Below are 17544 nucleotides of genomic sequence, written 5' to 3'. Positions count from 1 at the left end.
TCTTCAGAGGAAGAGGGCGGCGCTTCGATCCGTGACGGGCTGATAGCCGGAGAGAGAGGCTCACCGGCGTCCGTCTTGGAGTCACTGACATGGCCACTGCCGTTCAAAAGATCACCCTGTCGTCCTCGCGCGACATTCCTTTCAACAAGCTGGTCCTCAGCCAGTTCAACGTCCGGCGCGTCAAGGCCGGGATCTCGGTTGAGGAACTGGCCGAGTCCATCGCCCGTCGCGGCCTGATCCAGTCCCTGCATGTCCGCCCGGTGGTGGATGCCGATGGCAAGGAAACCGGCATGTTCGAGGTGCCTGCCGGCGGTCGCCGTTTCCGCGCGCTCGAACTGCTGGTCAAGCAGAAGCGCCTCGCCAAGGTCGCGCCGGTTCCGTGCGTGGTGTCGGAGGCCAGCGCCGACGTGCTGATCGACGAGGTTTCGCTCGCCGAGAATATCGAGCGCGCACCGCTGCATCCGCTCGACCAGTTCCGCGCCTTCCAAGCCATGCGCGACAAGGGCATGACCGAGGAAGCGATCGCTGCTGCCTTCTTCGTGGACGCCAAGGTGGTGAAGCAGCGCCTGCGTCTGGTTTCCGTCTCCCCGACCTTGCTCGACGTCTATGCCGAGGACGGCATGACGCTGGAGCAGCTCATGGCTTTCAGCGTCAGTTCTGACCACCCCCGGCAGGAGCATGTCTGGGAAGGGATCAAGGATGGCTGGCGGAAAGAACCCTACCACATCCGCCGCCTGCTGACCGAAACCACGGTCCGCGCCGCCGACAAGCGGGCAGTGTTTGTCGGTATTGCCGCCTATGAAGAGGCTGGCGGTTGCGTCCTGCGTGATCTTTTCCAGCAGGACGATGGTGGCTGGCTGCAAGATCCGGTGCTGCTCGACCGGCTGGTGGGCGAAAAACTGAAGGCCGAGGCCGAAGCCATCGCCGCCGAGGGCTGGAAATGGATCGAGGTCGCCATCACCTTTCCCTATGGTCACGATCATGGCCTTCGCCAGATTGTCGGCACCACGGTCGATCTGAGCGAAGAGGAACGCGCCACCCGCGAGGCATTGCGCGACGAATATGAGCGGCTTGAAGCGGAATATGGCGAGGCCGACGAACTGCCGGACGAGATCGACGCCCGCCTCGGTGAGATCGAGCAGGCGCTGGAAACCTTCGAGCGCCGTCCGATGACCTTCGAGCCGGACCAGATCTGCATGGCGGGTGTCTTCATCAGCATCGACGCCGATGGCGCATTGCTGATCGAGCGCGGCTATGTTCGCGCCGAGGATGAAACGCCTGCGGAACCGGAAGCTGAAATCGTTGACCAGGAAACCGGCGAGGTGATCCAGCGGGCAGAACCGGAGGTAAGCCGCATGGGTGCAGTTATCACGTTGGGCGGCCAGGCGGTCGAAACTGAGGAGGAAGACGAGGCCGACACCATCAAGCCGCTGCCCGATCGCCTGGTCAGCGAGCTGACCGCGCATCGGACGCTGGCGCTGCGGGATGCGGTGGCAGTAAGCCCGCATGTCGCTATGACGGCACTGCTGCACAGGCTGGTCATGGATTGCTTCATGCCGCATTCCAGCCGCGGTTGCCTCGAAGCACAGGTCCGCGAGGTGCATCTGCCCGCGCAGGCCGATGATCTGCGCGACAGCGCTTCGGCCAAGGCGATCCAGGACCGGCACGAACGCTGGGGCGATCATATCCCGGCAGATGATGCCGCACTCTGGGATTGGCTGACCGATCTGGACGATGGTTCGCGCATGGATCTGCTCGCCCATTGCGTCAGCTTCGGTGTCAACGCGCTCTATGAAAAGCCCAACCCTTACAGCGGCGCGGGCGTCAGCCAGCACGGGCTGGACATCCGCCTGTCACAGGCTGACCGGCTCGCCCGTTCGACCGGCCTCGACATGGTGGCCGTGGGTTGGCGACCGACTGTTGGCAACTATCTCGGCCGCGTGACCAAGCCGCGTATCCTTGAAGCCGTGCGCGAAGGGGCCGGTGACCGGGCCGCCGATCTGATCGGACATCTCAAGAAGGGCGACATGGCCAAGGAGGCCGAACGCCTGCTTGCCGATTCCGGTTGGTTGCCTGAGCCGCTGCGCATGGTGGACGATGGTATCGAAGTCGATCCGGCATCGGGCGCTGCGGCGGAAGCCGACGATCTGCCCAATTTCCTCTCCGGCGATGGCGAGGACGACCCGGCTGACGACGAGGAAGAACAGCATATGGTCGCTGCTGAATAGCACTCATGCGGGGCGGCTTCGGTCGCCCCGTTTATCACCCTCCGTTTCCGCAACTCGCCCGGTCCTCGTGATCGGGCTCTTTCTTTGGAGAGCCGCCATGCCGATCAGCATCGACATCGATCAGATTTTTCTGGAAGACCGCGAACATCCCCCGTCGGATCGAACCTTACCGTGGACCGAAATCCGCGATGGCATCACTGTTGTCGTGGAGCCAAAGCCCCATTGGGCCGAAGACATGCGGGTGTTCCGGCTCGATGCCCGTGAGTATTTTCGCTACGCCGAGTGGACCGCTCATGGTGCTCGTGCCCGTTTCTTCGGTCATATCGATACCTCGGGCGACGACCTTATAATGAAGGCGCGCGCGATGATCGCCCGAGAAATCGCCGATGGACTTTGGAGCTGAAGACCCGATCGCAGGGTGTCGGGCCGTGAGGATGCGAGGTCTGCACCGGACGGGTCCAATCCGGCTTCACCATGCAATCCGCCATCCCCATCAGGACAAGCGGCAGCCATCTCTGGCCTGAAGGGAACATGATCCTGATGCCAGCATGGTGGCAAGGCTGGCGCAGCAGAGCATCTGCGACGGGTATCCGGCATCCTGTCAGATGCGACAGGACCACCCCCGCTTCCATTCGCAAACCTTGGTCCGATCCGTCTCTTTGACATTCAACCCCAAAGGGGTCGGCTTACGCGCGCGTGCCGCCCTCGGGGATTCGGAAAAAGTCCGAACGCCCTCGGGTGATTGCAGATCCGGTCAGACACTTCGGGCGCCTGTCGCGCGGGGGATGGTCCCCCGCCTCCCAAGACAGGAGCCGGAACCCATGTCCTATGCAGATGCCACCGCCTTCGCCGCCAGCCTCGCCGCCACGCTGATGGTTTCGATCGTTGTGTTCCAGGCCGGAGACGGCACCCACGCCGCTTGCCCCGCCGCCGAGTTCGACGGCGACGACGACATGGTGAAGCTGGAGCTAGACCCGTGGGAATAAGGCGCGAAAGCGCCTCACCCCCGACGGACCCGAGCACGGCGGCCCGCGCTTCGGACCTTCAGCCCTGCGACGGTCGCCCATCGCCGGCAGCGGAACCGGGAACAAGCCCGGTCAGAGAGGAAGAGTGCGGGCCGTTCGGCCGTGACGGGTTGATGGCTGGAGAGAGAGGCTCACCGGCGCCCGTCATGGAGTAATCCCGATGACCTTTGCTCGTTCCGAAACCTTCCGCTCCATCGGTCAGATTCTGGCTGCCGATGTTCTACCCGCGCTTTATCGGGCGCAGAAGCTGCCGCTGCGCATCTCGTGCCTCGGCGTGGCCAGTTATGACGCCAGTGACGCAGCGAACAGTTTCGACTGCGTGATCCCGCTTGGCGAATGCCCGTCACCGGAAGAGGCCATTCAGGCTGCGGCCTTGCGCTTGTCGCGCGGTGATATTTGCTCGGGGCCGGACAGCTTCCCGTATTTTCAGCCGCGCATCATGCTCATTCAGGACCAAGATCAGCGCCTCGTCCTCGCCGGCGAAATCCGCGCCGGCATTATTCTCTGGCAACAGCCGGTCGCATGCGATGCCGAGGCACGCAGGATCGTAACCGAGGCCAGCCGCCTGCGCGGCATGGCGTTTCGGACATCAGATCCCGGTGATGCGAGACGGCTGCGTTACCGCGCCGCTGCACTGGAAGCCCGGCTGGTCGATGCCTTCTGGCGCGGTGCCGCTGCTGATCTGCTCCGCCTGCCACAGGCCGCGTGACCGCTACCCATTCCCGTCATTCCGCCCGGTGCCATGCCGGGCTTTCTTGTTTCAGGAGGCTGATATGGCCGATTACCACACCCATTTTTCCTGCCTGCTCGATGTCGGTGTTGATTGCCGCTGAGAACTGACCCGGGATTTCCACCGAGAATTGACCCGCCTTTTAATTATTGTTCGGGTTGTTAATCACGGTCAAGTTTCGTGTTTTCCTTTGCTCGCTTTTTTTCTTGTGCGGAACTATTTTTGAACCGGAAGCTATCATTTCCGGTTTCAAGGATGTGGCAGTGATGAGTGAGCCTGTCGAGCAATGCAGTCGTCATTTTGGCATCACCAAACACGCTTGCCCATTCACTGAAGCTGAGATTGGTGGTGATTATGACGCTCGTGCGCTCGTAAAGTTTGCTGAGCAGATGGAATAGAAGTGCACCACCTGATGCGCTGAATGGCAGATATCCGAGTTCATCAAGAATGACGAGATCAGAATAAATGAGTCGGTTGGCGATCTGTCCCGATTTGCCCTGGGCTTTTTCCTGCTCAAGTGCATTCACAAGTTCAACCGTTGAGAAGAACCGGACACGTTTGTGGTAGTGTTCAATCGCCTGGACACCAATAGCGGTGGCGATATGAGTTTTACCCGTGCCGGGTCCACCAACCAGAACGATGTTGTTTGCATCATTGAGAAAGTCACAGCGATGCAGCTGCTGGACCAATGCCTCGTTTATCTCACTGCTTGCGAAGTCAAAGCCGTTCAGATCACGGTAGGCTGGAAAGCGTGCAGTTTTGAGCTGATAAGCAACTGATCTGACTTCACGCTCCGCCGTTTCCGCCTTAAGCAGCTGTGACAGAACTGGAATAGCTGCCTCGAAAGCTGGCGACCCTTGTTCGGTGAGTTCACCAACTGCTTGTGCCATGCCATGCATCTTCAATTGCCGTAACATGATTACGATTGCACCACTCGCTGGATTATGACGCATGACGAGCCTCCGTCTTTCTCAAGGTGTCGTAGCGTTCGACATTGGCCTTGGGTTCATTGTTAAGGGTCAGTGCCTGCGGCGCATTAATCGGGGGTGGAATGAGAGATTTGCCGTCGACCAAACGGTGAAGCAAATTGAGGATATGGGTTTTTGTCGGCACTCCAGACTTCAGCGCCATGTCGACCGCCAAGAGAACAGCCTGTTCGTCATGCTGTAAGACGAGGGAAAGGATATCGACCATTTCCCTATCGCCGCCCGGCTTCTTCAACAGATGAAGCTGGAGTGTGCGAAACGCTTCAGGAAGCTCCGTGAAAGGAGCGCCATTGCGCAATGCACCGGGCTTTCGTTGAACGACCGACAAATAGTGCCGCCAGTCATAGACGGTGTGACCTGGTGCTTCGTGAGAGCGATTGAAGATGCGTGAATGCTCGCAAATGATCTGCCCTTCGGCAGCGACCACGACACGATCAGGATAGACACGTAGGCTTACTGGACGATTGGCAAAGGATGCTGGAACACTATAACGCGTACGATCAAAGTGAACGAGGCAGGTCGGTGATACGCGCTTGGTATATTCGACAAAGCCATCAAAAGATCGGGAAACGGGCATGAGAGCCTGAGCTTCCTCCATCCAAAGATCGGCTATGCTGCCGCGCATTTTGCCATGCTGTGTCGTTGCCCAAAAAAACCTGCAACGTTCCTCCAGCCAGTCGTTCAGTTCATCCAGCGAAGCAAATCGGGGAGCTGGTTGAAAGAAGCGATGCCGGGAATCCTGAACATTCTTCTCAATCTGTCCCTTCTCCCAACCCGATGCTGGGTTGCAGAAGTCTGGTTCAAACAGATAGTGGCTGGCCATCGCTTGAAAGCGAATATTGACGTCCCGTTCTTTGCCTCGACCGACCTTATCGATGGCTGTACGCATATTGTCATAAATGCCACGCCGTGGAACGCCACCAAGCACACGGAATGCATGGTTGTGAGCGTCAAACAGCATCTCATGGGACTGTGTGAGATAAGCACGAATGATAAAAGCTCTGGAATAACTTAGCTTCGTATGGGCGACTTGAAGCTTTGTCCGTTCATTGCTGATAATTGCCCAGTCTTCTGACCAGTCGAATTGAAATGCTTCGCCAGGCTCAAAGCTCAAAGGGACGAACGTACCCCGACCCGATGTCTGGTTGTGCATGTGAAAATCGGCCTTCCACTCGCGGGCAAAGGTAGCAACGCGACTGTATGATCCCTCATAGCCCAGAGCGACAAGGTCAGCGTGCATCTGCTTCACCGTGCGCTTTTGTTTGCGAGGTTTGCGATCTTCAGACTTTAACCACGTGGTCAGTCGGTCAGAAAATGGGTCGAGTTTGCTTGGCCTATCCGGAACCTGAAATTTTGGCTCAACGCCATTGAGACGCAGATACTTGCGGATGGTGTTCCGCGATAGGCCTGTTCGTCGGGCAATCTCGCGGATCGATAGTTCGTCCCGGTAATGCCACCGTCGGATAACGCTCAATAATGCCATGTCGATCACTCCATAGCCCTCGCTGAAAAACAAACGAGGGAAGGTTCAAACATGGGTCAATTCTAAATGGAAATATCCGCCCAAACTGGGTCAGTTCTCAGCGGCAATCAACACCATCGTTGGATAGCGACTGATATTTAACCTCGATCGCCTGGTTCTCACGGATTGCCGCAAGCATATCGCGCAACGTGTCATTATTGACAGCACGAGCTGGAACGGGCGGCCCAGCAAAGGGTGGCATGCGAGAAATCCACGCTTCATTAGGCGCCAAAATGCCATCAGCGACCGATTGTAGCTGATTGAGGTACAGCCCGGCGTCGGGCCTGAGGAAGCAGGGCTGAAAATGCTTGCTTGCGATATAGCGCTTGGCGCTCTTGTCGTAGATTGCGTTCTCAGGCGCTCGCTCTTGGTAAAGAGTTAAGTCTTTGGAGGCTTGCGGTACTGACACACCGAATGCTTCGATGATGTCGGAGCGATTTACCCCTCCCTCCCAGTAAAGACGGAACTCGATGAACTCGAGTCTCTGCTCCACTCCCCATTTTAGCGCCGTAGCGGCCCGTGACATTGCCTTCTCACCTTTGCCTAAAATGAAGATAATAACTGTATGGGATCACCGACGATATCCATCTAATTAATATACCCATATCAGGTAATGGTCAATGGTTGGAGCGCGCTGACCTGCAGTTTACAAAAAGCCCTCACGGAGCGCTCACTGCTTGGTTTTCAGTTCCGCATAGGTTGAAGCCCGTCATTGTGCTCATTCCGTTTCGTTCCTTTTACCTCACGGCAGAGCGCCAAAATCGCTTCTACGATGGTTTTCTACCAGCTTGCGTAGGCCCAAGGGCGCGATAACTTCGACTGCGTCACCCCATTGATAGAGATGCCACGCCATCTCGAGCCAGCCCGCCGCGTGAAAGCGCACGATGAGACCGCCATCCTCGTGCACCTCAACGATTTGCTTTGGGTGAAAACAGAACTCGGCTGCCCTTGCTGCGGCGTGCGGTGCGAACCGCCAGATGACCTCATCATATTGCGCCGGGTCCTGATAGACGCCGAAGGATTGCGCTGCATAATCTTCAAGAGAAAAGCCGGGCATCAGGCTGAAGCTCTCATCCAGGGGCTGGGCGCTCAGGATCTGGTCCATACGAAAGTTCAGCATGTCTTCGCCGCGGGCCGGCTGGCGCGCGACCAGATAGCTGCGATGCCCCAGCAGGAGGCCGTGCGGCTCAATGATCCGTTCAGGTGCGAGCTCGTCTCGGTAGCGCAGACGCAGACGAAACGGGCCGCGCAATCCCTCGATCACAGCATCGAGCACCGCCGGCACCAGATTGACGCGTGGCCCCGGTCGCGTCACCGATCCCATCGCTAGCAGGACCGCCTCGACGTCAGTTTCGGTGCGCAGCGCATCCTTTGGCGTCAAGCGCGCTAGCAATCCGTCACGCAGGTCTTCGAGTGCCGCCGCGTGCCGGAGTCGGCCATCGCCACGCGCCGTTCGGCCAGCAATCTCCAGCGCTTCCACTGCCGTTTCCTGGCGAGTCTGAAGCCGATCAAGCATGGGGTCTGCAATACGCCAGCGCCGCCGGCGATCGTCACCATCCACCGCTTCGACATTAGTAAACACGGTCTCAAGCGCATCGGTCATGCGCTGCGCTGTGCGATGCGAAACACCGAATTCTTCGCAGATATCGTCGAGACCGATCCCTGTCCGCCGTGCAGCCGCAAGACGCGCGAGCCGAATCAGATCCTGAGCCTTTGCGAACGACATGATCCAAATCCTAGCAATGAAGTATGTCAGATATTGACACCCACGTACGTTATGGCTGATCGTGCAATCTGTCGAGATGCAAGTCTTGTTACGAATTGCGTTCGATAAGGGGATAGTAATGCGAATTATTGGGGAGGATCGAATACTCTTGTCTGCATCGGACCTGATGCGGTTTATGGGGTGCGCTCATGCAACCGCGCTCGATGTGGCTTATATGCGTGGGGCGGGGCCAGCGCCCCGCGAAGATACCGAAGATGCAGCGCTGCTCCAGAGGCAGGGCGATGCACATGAAGCTGCCCATCTGGCCAAGCTCAAAGCTTCAAATGTATCGGTGATTGAGATTGCGCGGTCGAATCTCGCGGACAATGCGCAGACAACACGGGCGGCTTTGGCAAGCGGTCCGCAGATCGTCTTCCAAGGGGCGCTATTGGGCGACAGTTGGGGCGGTTGGTCGGACTTTCTCGAGCGCGTCGAGCGCCCGTCCGATCTCGGTCCTTTCAGCTACGAAGTCACCGACACCAAACTCAAGCGGCGCCCCCATCCTAAACATGTGCTGCAACTGGTGCTTTACTCGGATTTGCTGGCGCAGATTCAGGGCGTCGCCCCTGAATTTGCCCATGTCGAACTGGGTGATGGCAGCCGGGCGCAGCTACGGCTCGCGGACTATCAGGCCTATGCGCGCATGGCGCGTCAGCGGCTCGAGGCTTTCCTGGAAAACCCGGCGCCGACCCGGCCGATCCCCTGTGCCGATTGTGGGCTTTGCCGCTGGGGCGATCACTGCGAAAGCCAGTGGCAGGCCGAAGACAGCCTGTTCAACGTTGCCAATATTACGCGGACCCAGGTCAAGAAGCTCGAGGCGGCTGGTATCACCACCATGGAGCGGCTGGCCGGGCTCGATCATCCCATTCGCGGCATGGCAGAGACCACCCGGGCGCGGCTGGTGACACAGGCGCGCCTACAGCACGCCCGCAAGACCGGGGCGCCGGCCTTCGAGTTGCGCGAGGCCGAACCGGGCAAGGGCTTTGATCTTTTGCCCGCGCCGCAGCCGGGCGATCTTTTCTACGATATCGAGGGCGATCCGCATTACGAAGGCGGGCTCGAATATCTCCACGGCGTCTGGTTCGACGGCCAGTTCAAGGCTTTCTGGGCGCATGATCACGGCGCCGAAGCACGGGCCTTGGCAGACCTTCTGGAATTTTTCCGGCAAAGGCTCGCGGCCTATCCCGAAGCGCGCATCTATCACTATGCGCCCTATGAGATCACCGCCTTGCGGCGGCTGACCGCAAAATATGGAATCGGCGAGGCCTTTCTCGATCGTCTGCTGCGCGAGCGGCGCTTTGTCGATCTTTTCGCGGTGGTGCGCGGCGCGCTGATCGGCTCGGAAGCCAATTACTCGATCAAGTCGATGGAAGCCTTCTATGGCCGGGTGCGCGAAGGTGAGGTCAAAACCGCCGGCGGTTCGGTCGTTGCCTATGAGCGCTGGCGCGAAACCGGGGAACAATCGATTCTCGACGAGATCGAAGACTATAACCGCATCGACTGTATCTCGACCGAGGAGCTGCGCGACTGGTTGGTGAGCATCCGCCCCGCCGCGCCCTGGCCGGTGCTGGCGGTGGATGCCGGCGACAAGGAAGTCGAGGAGGACGCCGATACGCAGGCATTGCGCGCGAGGCTTGCCACATCCGGTCTGCCGCAGGAGCGGCAAGACATGTTGTTCAACCTTGGCCTGTTCCACAAGCGCGAGGCCAAGCCCGCGCAATGGGCGGTTTTCGACAGCGCCGGCAAGGACGAGGACGAGCTGATCGACGATCTCGACGCACTGGCCGGTCTGGAAGCCATTGATCGGGCAGAACCCGTCAAACGCTCGGTGCTGCGCCGCTATCGCTTTCCGCTCCAGGAGACCAAGCTGCGGGCCGGCCGCAAAGCGACGGTCCCGGCCATTGACGGCGCGCCGGCCACGGTCAGCATCGAAGAGCTCGACCGCAGTGAGCGGATCATCGCGGTCAAGGCGGGGGCGGCCAAGGCGCATCTCTTGACCGATCGCCTGACCCTCCACCCGGACTGGCCGCTCAACACGGACGTCATTGCAGCGGCCCTGCGCGATGTGATCGAAGATCAGTGCGGTGCGCGCCGCCTGACCGCGCTCGATGATCTGCTTGCGCGCACGGCCCCACGTCTGGTGACGGGACCGCGCGCCGATCTGCTCGATGGCGCCGATCACTTGACCGGTACGATCGCGGCGATCGCCGCAATGGATGGCACCGTGCTGCCAATCCAGGGGCCGCCGGGAACCGGCAAGACCTATGTGACCGCACGGGCAATCCTTGCGCTGGTACGCCAGGGGCACCGTGTTGGCGTGGCCTCGAACAGCCATGAGGCGATCCGCAATGTGCTGATGGGGTGTCTTGCCGCGCAAGATGATGGCGATCCTGTCCCGGGCCTGTGCATCGGGCACAAGGTCAGCAGCGGCGAAGACGGTTATCCGGACGACTGTACCGGCATCATCCGCTCGACGGCCAATGACGATTCCCTCTGGAGCCGTGCCCATGTGGTCGGCGGCACCGCCTTCTTCTTTGCCCGGCCGGAGCACGAGCAGGCGCTCGATTGGCTCTTCGTCGATGAAGCCGGGCAAGTGGGGCTGGCCAATATGGTCGCCATGGGGCGCTGCGCGCGCAACATCGTTTTGGTCGGCGATCCGCGGCAATTGCCGCAGGTCATCCAGGGCGCTCATCCCGATCCGGCCAACCTTTCCTGTCTCGAGTGGATGCTGGGCGAGCACGCCACCATCCCGCCCGATCGCGGCATCTTTCTGCCGGTCTCACGCCGCATGCATCCCGATGTCTGCGGGTTTATTTCGCGGCAGGTCTATGAAGGCAGGCTCGTTAGCGCGCCCGATACAGCCGTCCAGGCAGTCCGCGGGACGGGCTTTCCTGAAGCTGGTGCTTTCTGGGTGCCGGTCGTCCATGAGGGCAATGCCCAGATCGCAGCCGAGGAAGTCGCTGCCATTCAGGCTGCGATCGACGATCTGCTCTCGGGAAGCTGGACCGATAAGGATGGGACAACGCGCGCCCTTGAGCCCGCCGATATTATCGTCGTTGCGCCCTATAATGCACAGGTCAATGCCCTGCAGGACGCCTTGCCCGCTGGCATTCGTGTCGGCACGGTCGACAAATTCCAGGGGCAGGAAGCACCCGTTTGCTTGGTTTCCATGACCGCCTCCTCGGTCGAGGAAACCCCGCGCGGCATGGATTTCCTGTTCTCGCTCAATCGCATCAACGTCGCTGTCTCGCGCGCCAAAGGCCTGGCGCTCGTCTTCGGGGCGCCGCGGCTGCGCGAAGCAAAATGCAACACCGTTGAACAGATGCGCCTCGTCAACACGCTATGCGCATTGCCTGAATTTGGAGAGTTGTGAATGTGGACGGATATTGAGGCAAGCCTCGATAAGAACGAACAGAGTAAACCCTCACCGCTGCGGCGAGCGATTTTCCAGCTCATCCGCAGCTCGGACCTCCGCCCGGGCCATGGCACCCAATACATGGTGTCGTTTGAGTTCGGCGAGGGCGAACGGCTGCTATGGGAAATCCGGCAGCCAGAGAACTTTTACCTCCACACCAAGTTTAAGTCCCGTGTTGAAGCGAAGGGATTTACCGGAACCCCGAAGCCCTATCAGGAAGGCGGAGGCGGCCGGATTTCGGCTTTGGATAACAGATGGGCATTCGATAGAACGGACTGCATTCTCATACAGATCGAGAGCGCCGAGACCCTGCGCCGGCTGATCGCGGTGCTGTTGCAGTCCGGCGATGCGCTGATGCTCAATCCGGCTGCGATCACGCGCTGGATCGAGCGGCTGCGTCATTTTTTTCCCGCCTTCGACCGTTTCGATCCGCCCGATCCGCATTTCGATGAGGCGGAGCGGACCTACAAATTGGCGATTGCCGCCGAGCTCAGGACGGCGATCGAACAGGCCGGTTCCGACCAGGAACTGGCCGATGCCGTCAACACCGCGCTCGCCAAAAGCAATCTGCTGCAATGGCGCGCTTATTGGCCGATGTCGCCCAAAGGCGACGCCGATCGCGAGCAGCTCTGGCCGGCCTTGCGCGCGCTTGTCGACGCCGCGCTTGGCGCAGCCAGCGGCCACGCCTCGGCGCTGGAGGCCTTTGTTGACGCGTGGATTGCGGCCGTCCCCGACGGCAAGCCCGATCCGGCGCGCCAGATCGCCGAATTCCTGTTCCTTCATCTCGCTCCGGACGAAGGCATCTATATCCGCCATTCGGTGCGCCAGGACCTCTGGCTCGAAGCGGTTGGCAGCCGCTTTCCCGATCACGCGTCGATGGCCGACACCTATCGCGACGAATGGCGCTTCATGCAGGCCGTGCGCGCTGTTTTTGCGGACCGGGGTCTGGCACCGCGCGACATGATCGACGTGCAAAGCGCGCTGTGGATCGTCCACAATTACAAGGAAGAAGATGTGGCGACCTTTTCGCGCGAAGCGATCGAGGCGGCGATGGACGCCTATGATAGCTACCGCCAGTCGGGCGAGCACGCCGCCATCTTCGAGGCCTTTGGCGAGCCGCGTGACTATTGGGTGCGCTCGACACGCGCGCGGCCGGGTCGCGTCTATCCCTCAAAGCCGATCGCCGGCTTCCTGCGCGGCAAGACGCAGCTCAATGGCGGGTGGGGACAGAAGGCCGATGCCGCGGCCCAGCTCCACAATGCGGGTTACATCATCGTCGATGCCGATGACGCCCCGGTCACCCCGCCCGAGCGCTACGAGCATCTGATCCGCAACGCAGATCGCATCCGGCTCTGTGCGCGAAACTATTATGTCGAACCGGCCCGTGAGAACGGCGCGGCAGACATTGCAATCCGCGCCGGCGATCTTGGCCGCGACATGGGGCTGCGCGACGCGTTCCCGGCGATCTGCAGCGCGCTCGGCGGCGAGAAATTTCAGAAGCTCGCCAACGTTCCCGCGCCCTCGCACACGCTACCAAATCCCAGCAGTTCCACCGTCTTCACCTACCAGCTCGCCTCAGCCGAAGGGCACCAAACCATGACCTTTGAACCCATGACCGCGATGCCGGCGACCACCAATCTCATCCTTTACGGCCCGCCCGGAACCGGCAAGACTTATGCCACGGCCTGGGAGGCCGTGCGGCTTTGCCTGGGCGATGCCGCGGCCGAACCACTGCGCGATGACCGCGATGCCCTGATGGCCGAGTATCGCCGTCTGGCCGGCGAAGGACGGATCGAATTCGTCACCTTTCACCAGTCCTTCGCCTACGAGGATTTCGTCGAGGGGCTGCGGCCGACGACAGGCGTCGAACAGGAAGGTGACGATGAGGCTGCCAGCACGTCGGGTGGCTTTAGTCTCAAACCCCATGGCGGCGTGTTCAAGATCATCAGCGAGAGAGCGCGGCTCGACACCGGTGATGCGCCGGCCAAGCGACTCGATCGCTCGCGCCCGATCTACAAGATCGCGCTCGGTCAGCGCGGCAGCCAGGAAGACCGAATCCGCGAAGGGCTTGATGGCGGGCTGATCCATCTCGGCTGGGGCGGCGATATCGACTGGTCAGACGAGCGCTTCGATGATTTCGAAGAAATCCGGAAGACATGGAACGAGGAGAAAGATCCCGACGCATCCGGCAAGGACCCCAATATCGAGATGCTTTACGCCTTTCGCTCCGGCCTGCAGGTCGGCGACTATGTCGTCATCTCCGATGGCCGTGACAGCTACCGTGCCTTTGGCCGGGTGAGCGGCGAGTATTATTTCGATGCCGACGCCGATTTCCATCCACACCGGCGCAGTGTCGAATGGATCTGGCGCGATGATAATGGCGCCGAGCGCGCGCCATTCTACGCTCGTAATTTCCGTCGCCAGTCAGCCTATCGGCTTGATCCGGACCGGATCAACTGGGATGCGCTCGAAGCGGTGGTGATCGATCCCAATGCCGAGCGGCCAGTAGCCGGCGCGCGGCCGCATGTCCTGATTATCGACGAGATCAACAGGGCCAACATCTCAAAGGTGTTCGGCGAGCTGATCACGCTGCTCGAAACCGACAAGCGGCTCGGCTGTGAAAACGAGGTCCGGGTGCGGCTTCCCTATTCGGGGACGAGTTTCGGTGTGCCGGCCAACCTGCACATCATCGGCACCATGAACACCGCGGACCGGTCGATCGCGCTGCTCGACACCGCTCTGCGCCGCCGCTTCACCTTCCGCGAGCTGATGCCGGATGTCGAGGAACTGCGGCAGGCGCTGGCGGCCAGGGGGCTCGATGCCGCAAATCTCGAGGGAATCGATCTGTGCAAGCTGCTGCACACGATCAACGAGCGGATCGAATATCTCTTCGATCGCGAACACCAGATCGGCCACGCCTATTTCACCAGCTGCCGTGGTCGTGCCGATGTCGAGGATGTCATGCGCCACAAGGTCATCCCGCTCTTGACCGAATATTTCTACGAGGATTGGTCGAAAGTCGCCGCGGTGCTGGGCGATGGCGAGGCCGCAAATGGTTCCCATTTCCTCGAAGCACGGCGGCTGACTGCGCCGGCCGGCTTTGCCGACGATGAGCTGGGCGGCGACAAGCGGCGCTGGAGCGTCAAGGCGCGCTTCGATTTTTCGGAGTTTGCCGCCTGATGCCCGCCTATACGGTTCGGGAATGGGACAAGCTTGCCTATGGCGAAGGCGCGGGGCAGATTCCCGATGGCCATGCCGAGAAGCTGGCGGCGCTGGCAGCCCGCTCGGCCTTTGCCGGACGCGGTGGCAGCGGCGTACTCGAACATGGCCGGCATGCCCTGCGCGCGCGCGGCGTGGTCGGAATTCTGGCAGCGGGCGATGCCAGCCTGGAGATCCTGCCCAAGATCGATGTGGCGCCCGGTGAAACAACCGATCACCAGAATGCAGCGATCCGCAAGCGCCTGGTGCATATGCTGGCGGTTGCGCTGGATTTGAAAATTGACCTGGGCGTCATCACCGATCTCGCCTGGCAGCGCGAAACCCTGCTCGAAATCCTGATCCGCATCTTTTGCGACAAGCTCACCGAAGCGCTGCGCAAGGGCATGCCGCGCCGCTATATCGCCTGCGAAGACGATCTGCCCACCTTGCGCGGCCAGCTCGATATCACCCGCCAGTTCACCCGCCATGCGGTCAATCCCTCGCGCCTTGCCTGCCGCTTCGATCTTCTGTCCGAAGACACGCCGCTCAATCGGATCATGAAAGCGGCAGTGCAGCGCTTGGCGCGCCTCTCGCGCCGCGCCGCCAACCAGCAACGTCTGCGCGAGTTGGCTTTCGTCTATGCCGATATTACCGACGTGCCGGTGTCGGCGTTACGCTGGGATCAGGTGGTGATCGACCGCACCAACCGGTCCTGGCAGGAGCTCTTTGCGATGGCCCGGCTCTTTCTACAGGACCGCTACCAGACGACCACCGGCGGCGCCGGCCAGGGCACCGCCATGCTGTTCGAGATGAACGCGCTGTTCGAGGAATATGTCGGTCGCTTGATCGCCCGCGCCTTGGCGGGGACGGGGCTTACCGTTTCGTTGCAAGGCGGACGGCTGTTCTGTCTGAGCGCGCAGGACAGCGGGCGCGCATTGTTCCAGACACGGCCCGATATCCTGATCCGCCAAGGTGGTAGGGTCGTCCATGTCATCGACACCAAGTGGAAGCGGATATCAGCGCGGATCGACGATCCCAAGCAGGGCGTCTCGCAGGCCGATGTCTATCAGATGATGGCCTATGCCCAGCTCTATGACGCGCCGCGCCTGACGCTGCTCTATCCCCACCATCCCGGCCTCGGCGGTCAAGACACGGTTCATGGGCGTTATGCGATTACCGGACACGCCACGATCCTGGAAACCGCGAGTATCGACGTGACCAACAGCACTGGCATGCTAGGCCGGCTTCGCGACCTTATCCTAAGTGAAGGGCCGACGGCTCTGGGGCTGGGAGGATAAGATTAGGATGGGCGTGCCAAAAACCTAACCGAACCCTTAATGTTGTACCGGAGCTTGTGGTGTCCAGGATCCTACAATGCTTGTCTGCATTCGCGTTGTTCTCCTAGTCGATCCGGCGAACGCGGATGCCGCGGCTCATGCCCTCGACATGCATGATGTTGCCGGACAGAGTTACCGAGGGGCGGTAGGCGTAGCGATATTCATAATGATACTCCTCCTGGCGCCACACCGAACCGTCAGTCAGCCGGACGATGGTGTCACCGTCCCAGCCGGTCCATTCATCCTCAACCTGCTTTTTCATCTGGATCTCTCCTGGTGCATCGGGCGTTACGCTGCGTTTGGCAAGCGCACGACGTCCGCGATTTCCGCGGCAATCTCTTCAACGGTGTGGGTGGTGGTACTGCGCGCCAGTCGATCAGCAAGCGAAGACGAGTAACCGATCACCTCGCGTTTGGAGACGTTGTGCCAAATCGGCAGTAGTATCTGCTCGCCCGACACGGCGCGGGTGACGAGCCCATCGAGCTCGTATTCAGGCCACCCTTTGCCAAAGAACGCCTGCGACAACACCACCACGCCGAAACGGCTGCTTCCCAGACCTCGGTCGATTTTGCGGCGAAGACTGTCACCGATCCTCAATTCAAACTCGTCATACCAAACCGACAATCCGGCTTCGCGCAGTGCATTCGCCAATGGTCGGACGACCTCGTCTTTATCTTCGGACGCATGGGAGATGAAAACGTCGAACACTCGACCATCGGGTGCCTCGGGCGGCGGCGCGAGATCATCATCGACGTCGCGGACGAGTGTGGGGACACTGCGCAGCGGTGCCTCGTTGATCGTGGGCAAAGGGTTGAACGCCGCAGCCGGGACCACCTGAACCCCGGACCGCACCGATCCGCGAAGACCCTGCATGTCGACTGCAACATGCCAAGTGCCGGAATTAGGCACCGGCAGACGCACGGGAGAGCGTTTCGCGAGCCCTCCGACATAACTATGGCGACGACCAGCTTTGTAGCTATTGAAGTTTGAACTGTCCATGAGGCGGACGTTGGCCGCGCTGCCACTGAGCGTCACCACGACGACACTGCCCCGTTCGACGTGCCCCAGATTGTAATGCGTGAAATTCATCAAGCTCTCCCGATCCTGCGTTCCCAACTGAAGAGCACATGGTTCTGGAGCGCCGCAGGTGCTACGAATCGTCTACCCTTCAATAAGAACAGGTTCGCAGACGTGGGTGACAAAATACGTCACCCACGTCTGCCGGAGAGTTGTTTTCACTAATCTTCCGCCTGCAGACGGTATTACTTTTTAAGGATTGGAGAAAACGGCATCAGCTTCTGACAGGGGGGCAATCTAGCCTCGCCTAAGGCCTAGGAA

At 60.4% G+C, this 17544-nt stretch carries 13 protein-coding genes; 7 read left to right on the top strand and 6 right to left on the bottom strand.

Annotation, left to right across the window (positions count from 1 at the left end; all coding sequences use genetic code 11):
* The first annotated feature begins 89 nt into the window (after window positions 1-89).
* From DKP76_RS09385 to DKP76_RS09370, 4 genes are all read left to right on the top strand, one after another.
* Window positions 90-2228, top strand: coding sequence for a Spo0J and enkurin domain-containing protein (locus DKP76_RS09385; RefSeq protein ID WP_109706189.1), 2139 nt, complete (start codon window positions 90-92; stop codon window positions 2226-2228).
* 97 nt (window positions 2229-2325) lie between these two features.
* The gene (locus DKP76_RS09380; protein WP_109706188.1) at window positions 2326-2631 is read left to right on the top strand and encodes a hypothetical protein; all 306 of its coding nucleotides are present in this window, start codon (window positions 2326-2328) and stop codon (window positions 2629-2631) included.
* Window positions 2632-3049: 418 nt separating this feature from the next.
* Entirely contained in the window at window positions 3050-3214 is a 165-nt protein-coding gene (locus tag DKP76_RS09375) for a hypothetical protein (RefSeq protein WP_009450567.1), read from the top strand.
* Window positions 3215-3413: 199 nt separating this feature from the next.
* Window positions 3414-3962 carry a hypothetical protein gene (locus DKP76_RS09370; protein ID WP_109706187.1) on the top strand — a complete coding sequence of 183 codons (549 nt, stop codon included), beginning with the start codon at window positions 3414-3416 and terminating at the stop codon, window positions 3960-3962.
* Between the two features lie 182 nt (window positions 3963-4144).
* Here DKP76_RS09370 and istB read toward each other — a convergent pair whose 3' ends face one another.
* From istB to DKP76_RS09350, 4 genes are all read right to left on the bottom strand, one after another.
* Window positions 4145-4936 (bottom strand): IS21-like element helper ATPase IstB, encoded by a 792-nt coding sequence (gene istB / locus DKP76_RS09365; protein WP_109706186.1) that lies wholly within the window; start codon window positions 4934-4936, stop codon window positions 4145-4147.
* Window positions 4926-6452 (bottom strand): IS21 family transposase, encoded by a 1527-nt coding sequence (gene istA, locus DKP76_RS09360; protein ID WP_109706525.1) that lies wholly within the window; start codon window positions 6450-6452, stop codon window positions 4926-4928. Before istA ends, istB begins: the two co-directional genes overlap by 11 nt.
* A 97-nt stretch (window positions 6453-6549) precedes the next feature.
* Window positions 6550-7017, bottom strand: coding sequence for a BrxR family helix-turn-helix transcriptional regulator (locus DKP76_RS09355; protein ID WP_199224787.1), 468 nt, complete (start codon window positions 7015-7017; stop codon window positions 6550-6552).
* A gap of 216 nt (window positions 7018-7233) precedes the next feature.
* Window positions 7234-8217, bottom strand: coding sequence for a helix-turn-helix transcriptional regulator (locus tag DKP76_RS09350; RefSeq protein WP_109706185.1), 984 nt, complete (start codon window positions 8215-8217; stop codon window positions 7234-7236).
* 148 nt (window positions 8218-8365) lie between these two features.
* Between DKP76_RS09350 and DKP76_RS09345 the strand changes: the two genes are divergently transcribed.
* The 3 genes from DKP76_RS09345 to DKP76_RS09335 are packed head-to-tail and all read left to right on the top strand — an operon-like array spanning window position 8366 to window position 16167.
* On the top strand, window positions 8366-11629 hold the full coding sequence (locus tag DKP76_RS09345; protein WP_245410193.1) for a TM0106 family RecB-like putative nuclease: 3264 nt from the start codon (window positions 8366-8368) through the stop codon (window positions 11627-11629).
* Complete coding sequence (locus DKP76_RS09340) at window positions 11630-14851, top strand: AAA family ATPase (RefSeq protein WP_245410192.1); 3222 nt, start codon at window positions 11630-11632, stop codon at window positions 14849-14851.
* The gene (locus tag DKP76_RS09335) at window positions 14851-16167 is read left to right on the top strand and encodes an McrC family protein (protein ID WP_109706183.1); all 1317 of its coding nucleotides are present in this window, start codon (window positions 14851-14853) and stop codon (window positions 16165-16167) included. Before DKP76_RS09340 ends, DKP76_RS09335 begins: the two co-directional genes overlap by 1 nt.
* Before the next feature lie 103 nt (window positions 16168-16270).
* On the opposite strand, the gene DKP76_RS09330 is transcribed toward DKP76_RS09335, so the two are convergent.
* Both DKP76_RS09330 and DKP76_RS09325 read right to left on the bottom strand, forming a co-directional pair.
* Window positions 16271-16468 carry a hypothetical protein gene (locus DKP76_RS09330; protein ID WP_109706182.1) on the bottom strand — a complete coding sequence of 66 codons (198 nt, stop codon included), beginning with the start codon at window positions 16466-16468 and terminating at the stop codon, window positions 16271-16273.
* A gap of 26 nt (window positions 16469-16494) precedes the next feature.
* A complete protein-coding gene (locus tag DKP76_RS09325) occupies window positions 16495-17295 on the bottom strand; it encodes a DUF1883 domain-containing protein (RefSeq protein ID WP_109706181.1) in 801 nt (266 codons plus the stop codon).
* Window positions 17296-17544 lie beyond the last annotated feature (249 nt).

This window comes from Falsochrobactrum shanghaiense (genome assembly GCF_003149535.1).
Taxonomy (GTDB): domain Bacteria; phylum Pseudomonadota; class Alphaproteobacteria; order Rhizobiales; family Rhizobiaceae; genus Brucella; species Brucella shanghaiense.
The sequence above is the reverse complement of the archived record's forward strand: the minus strand, read 5'-3'. Positions and strand labels throughout refer to the sequence as shown.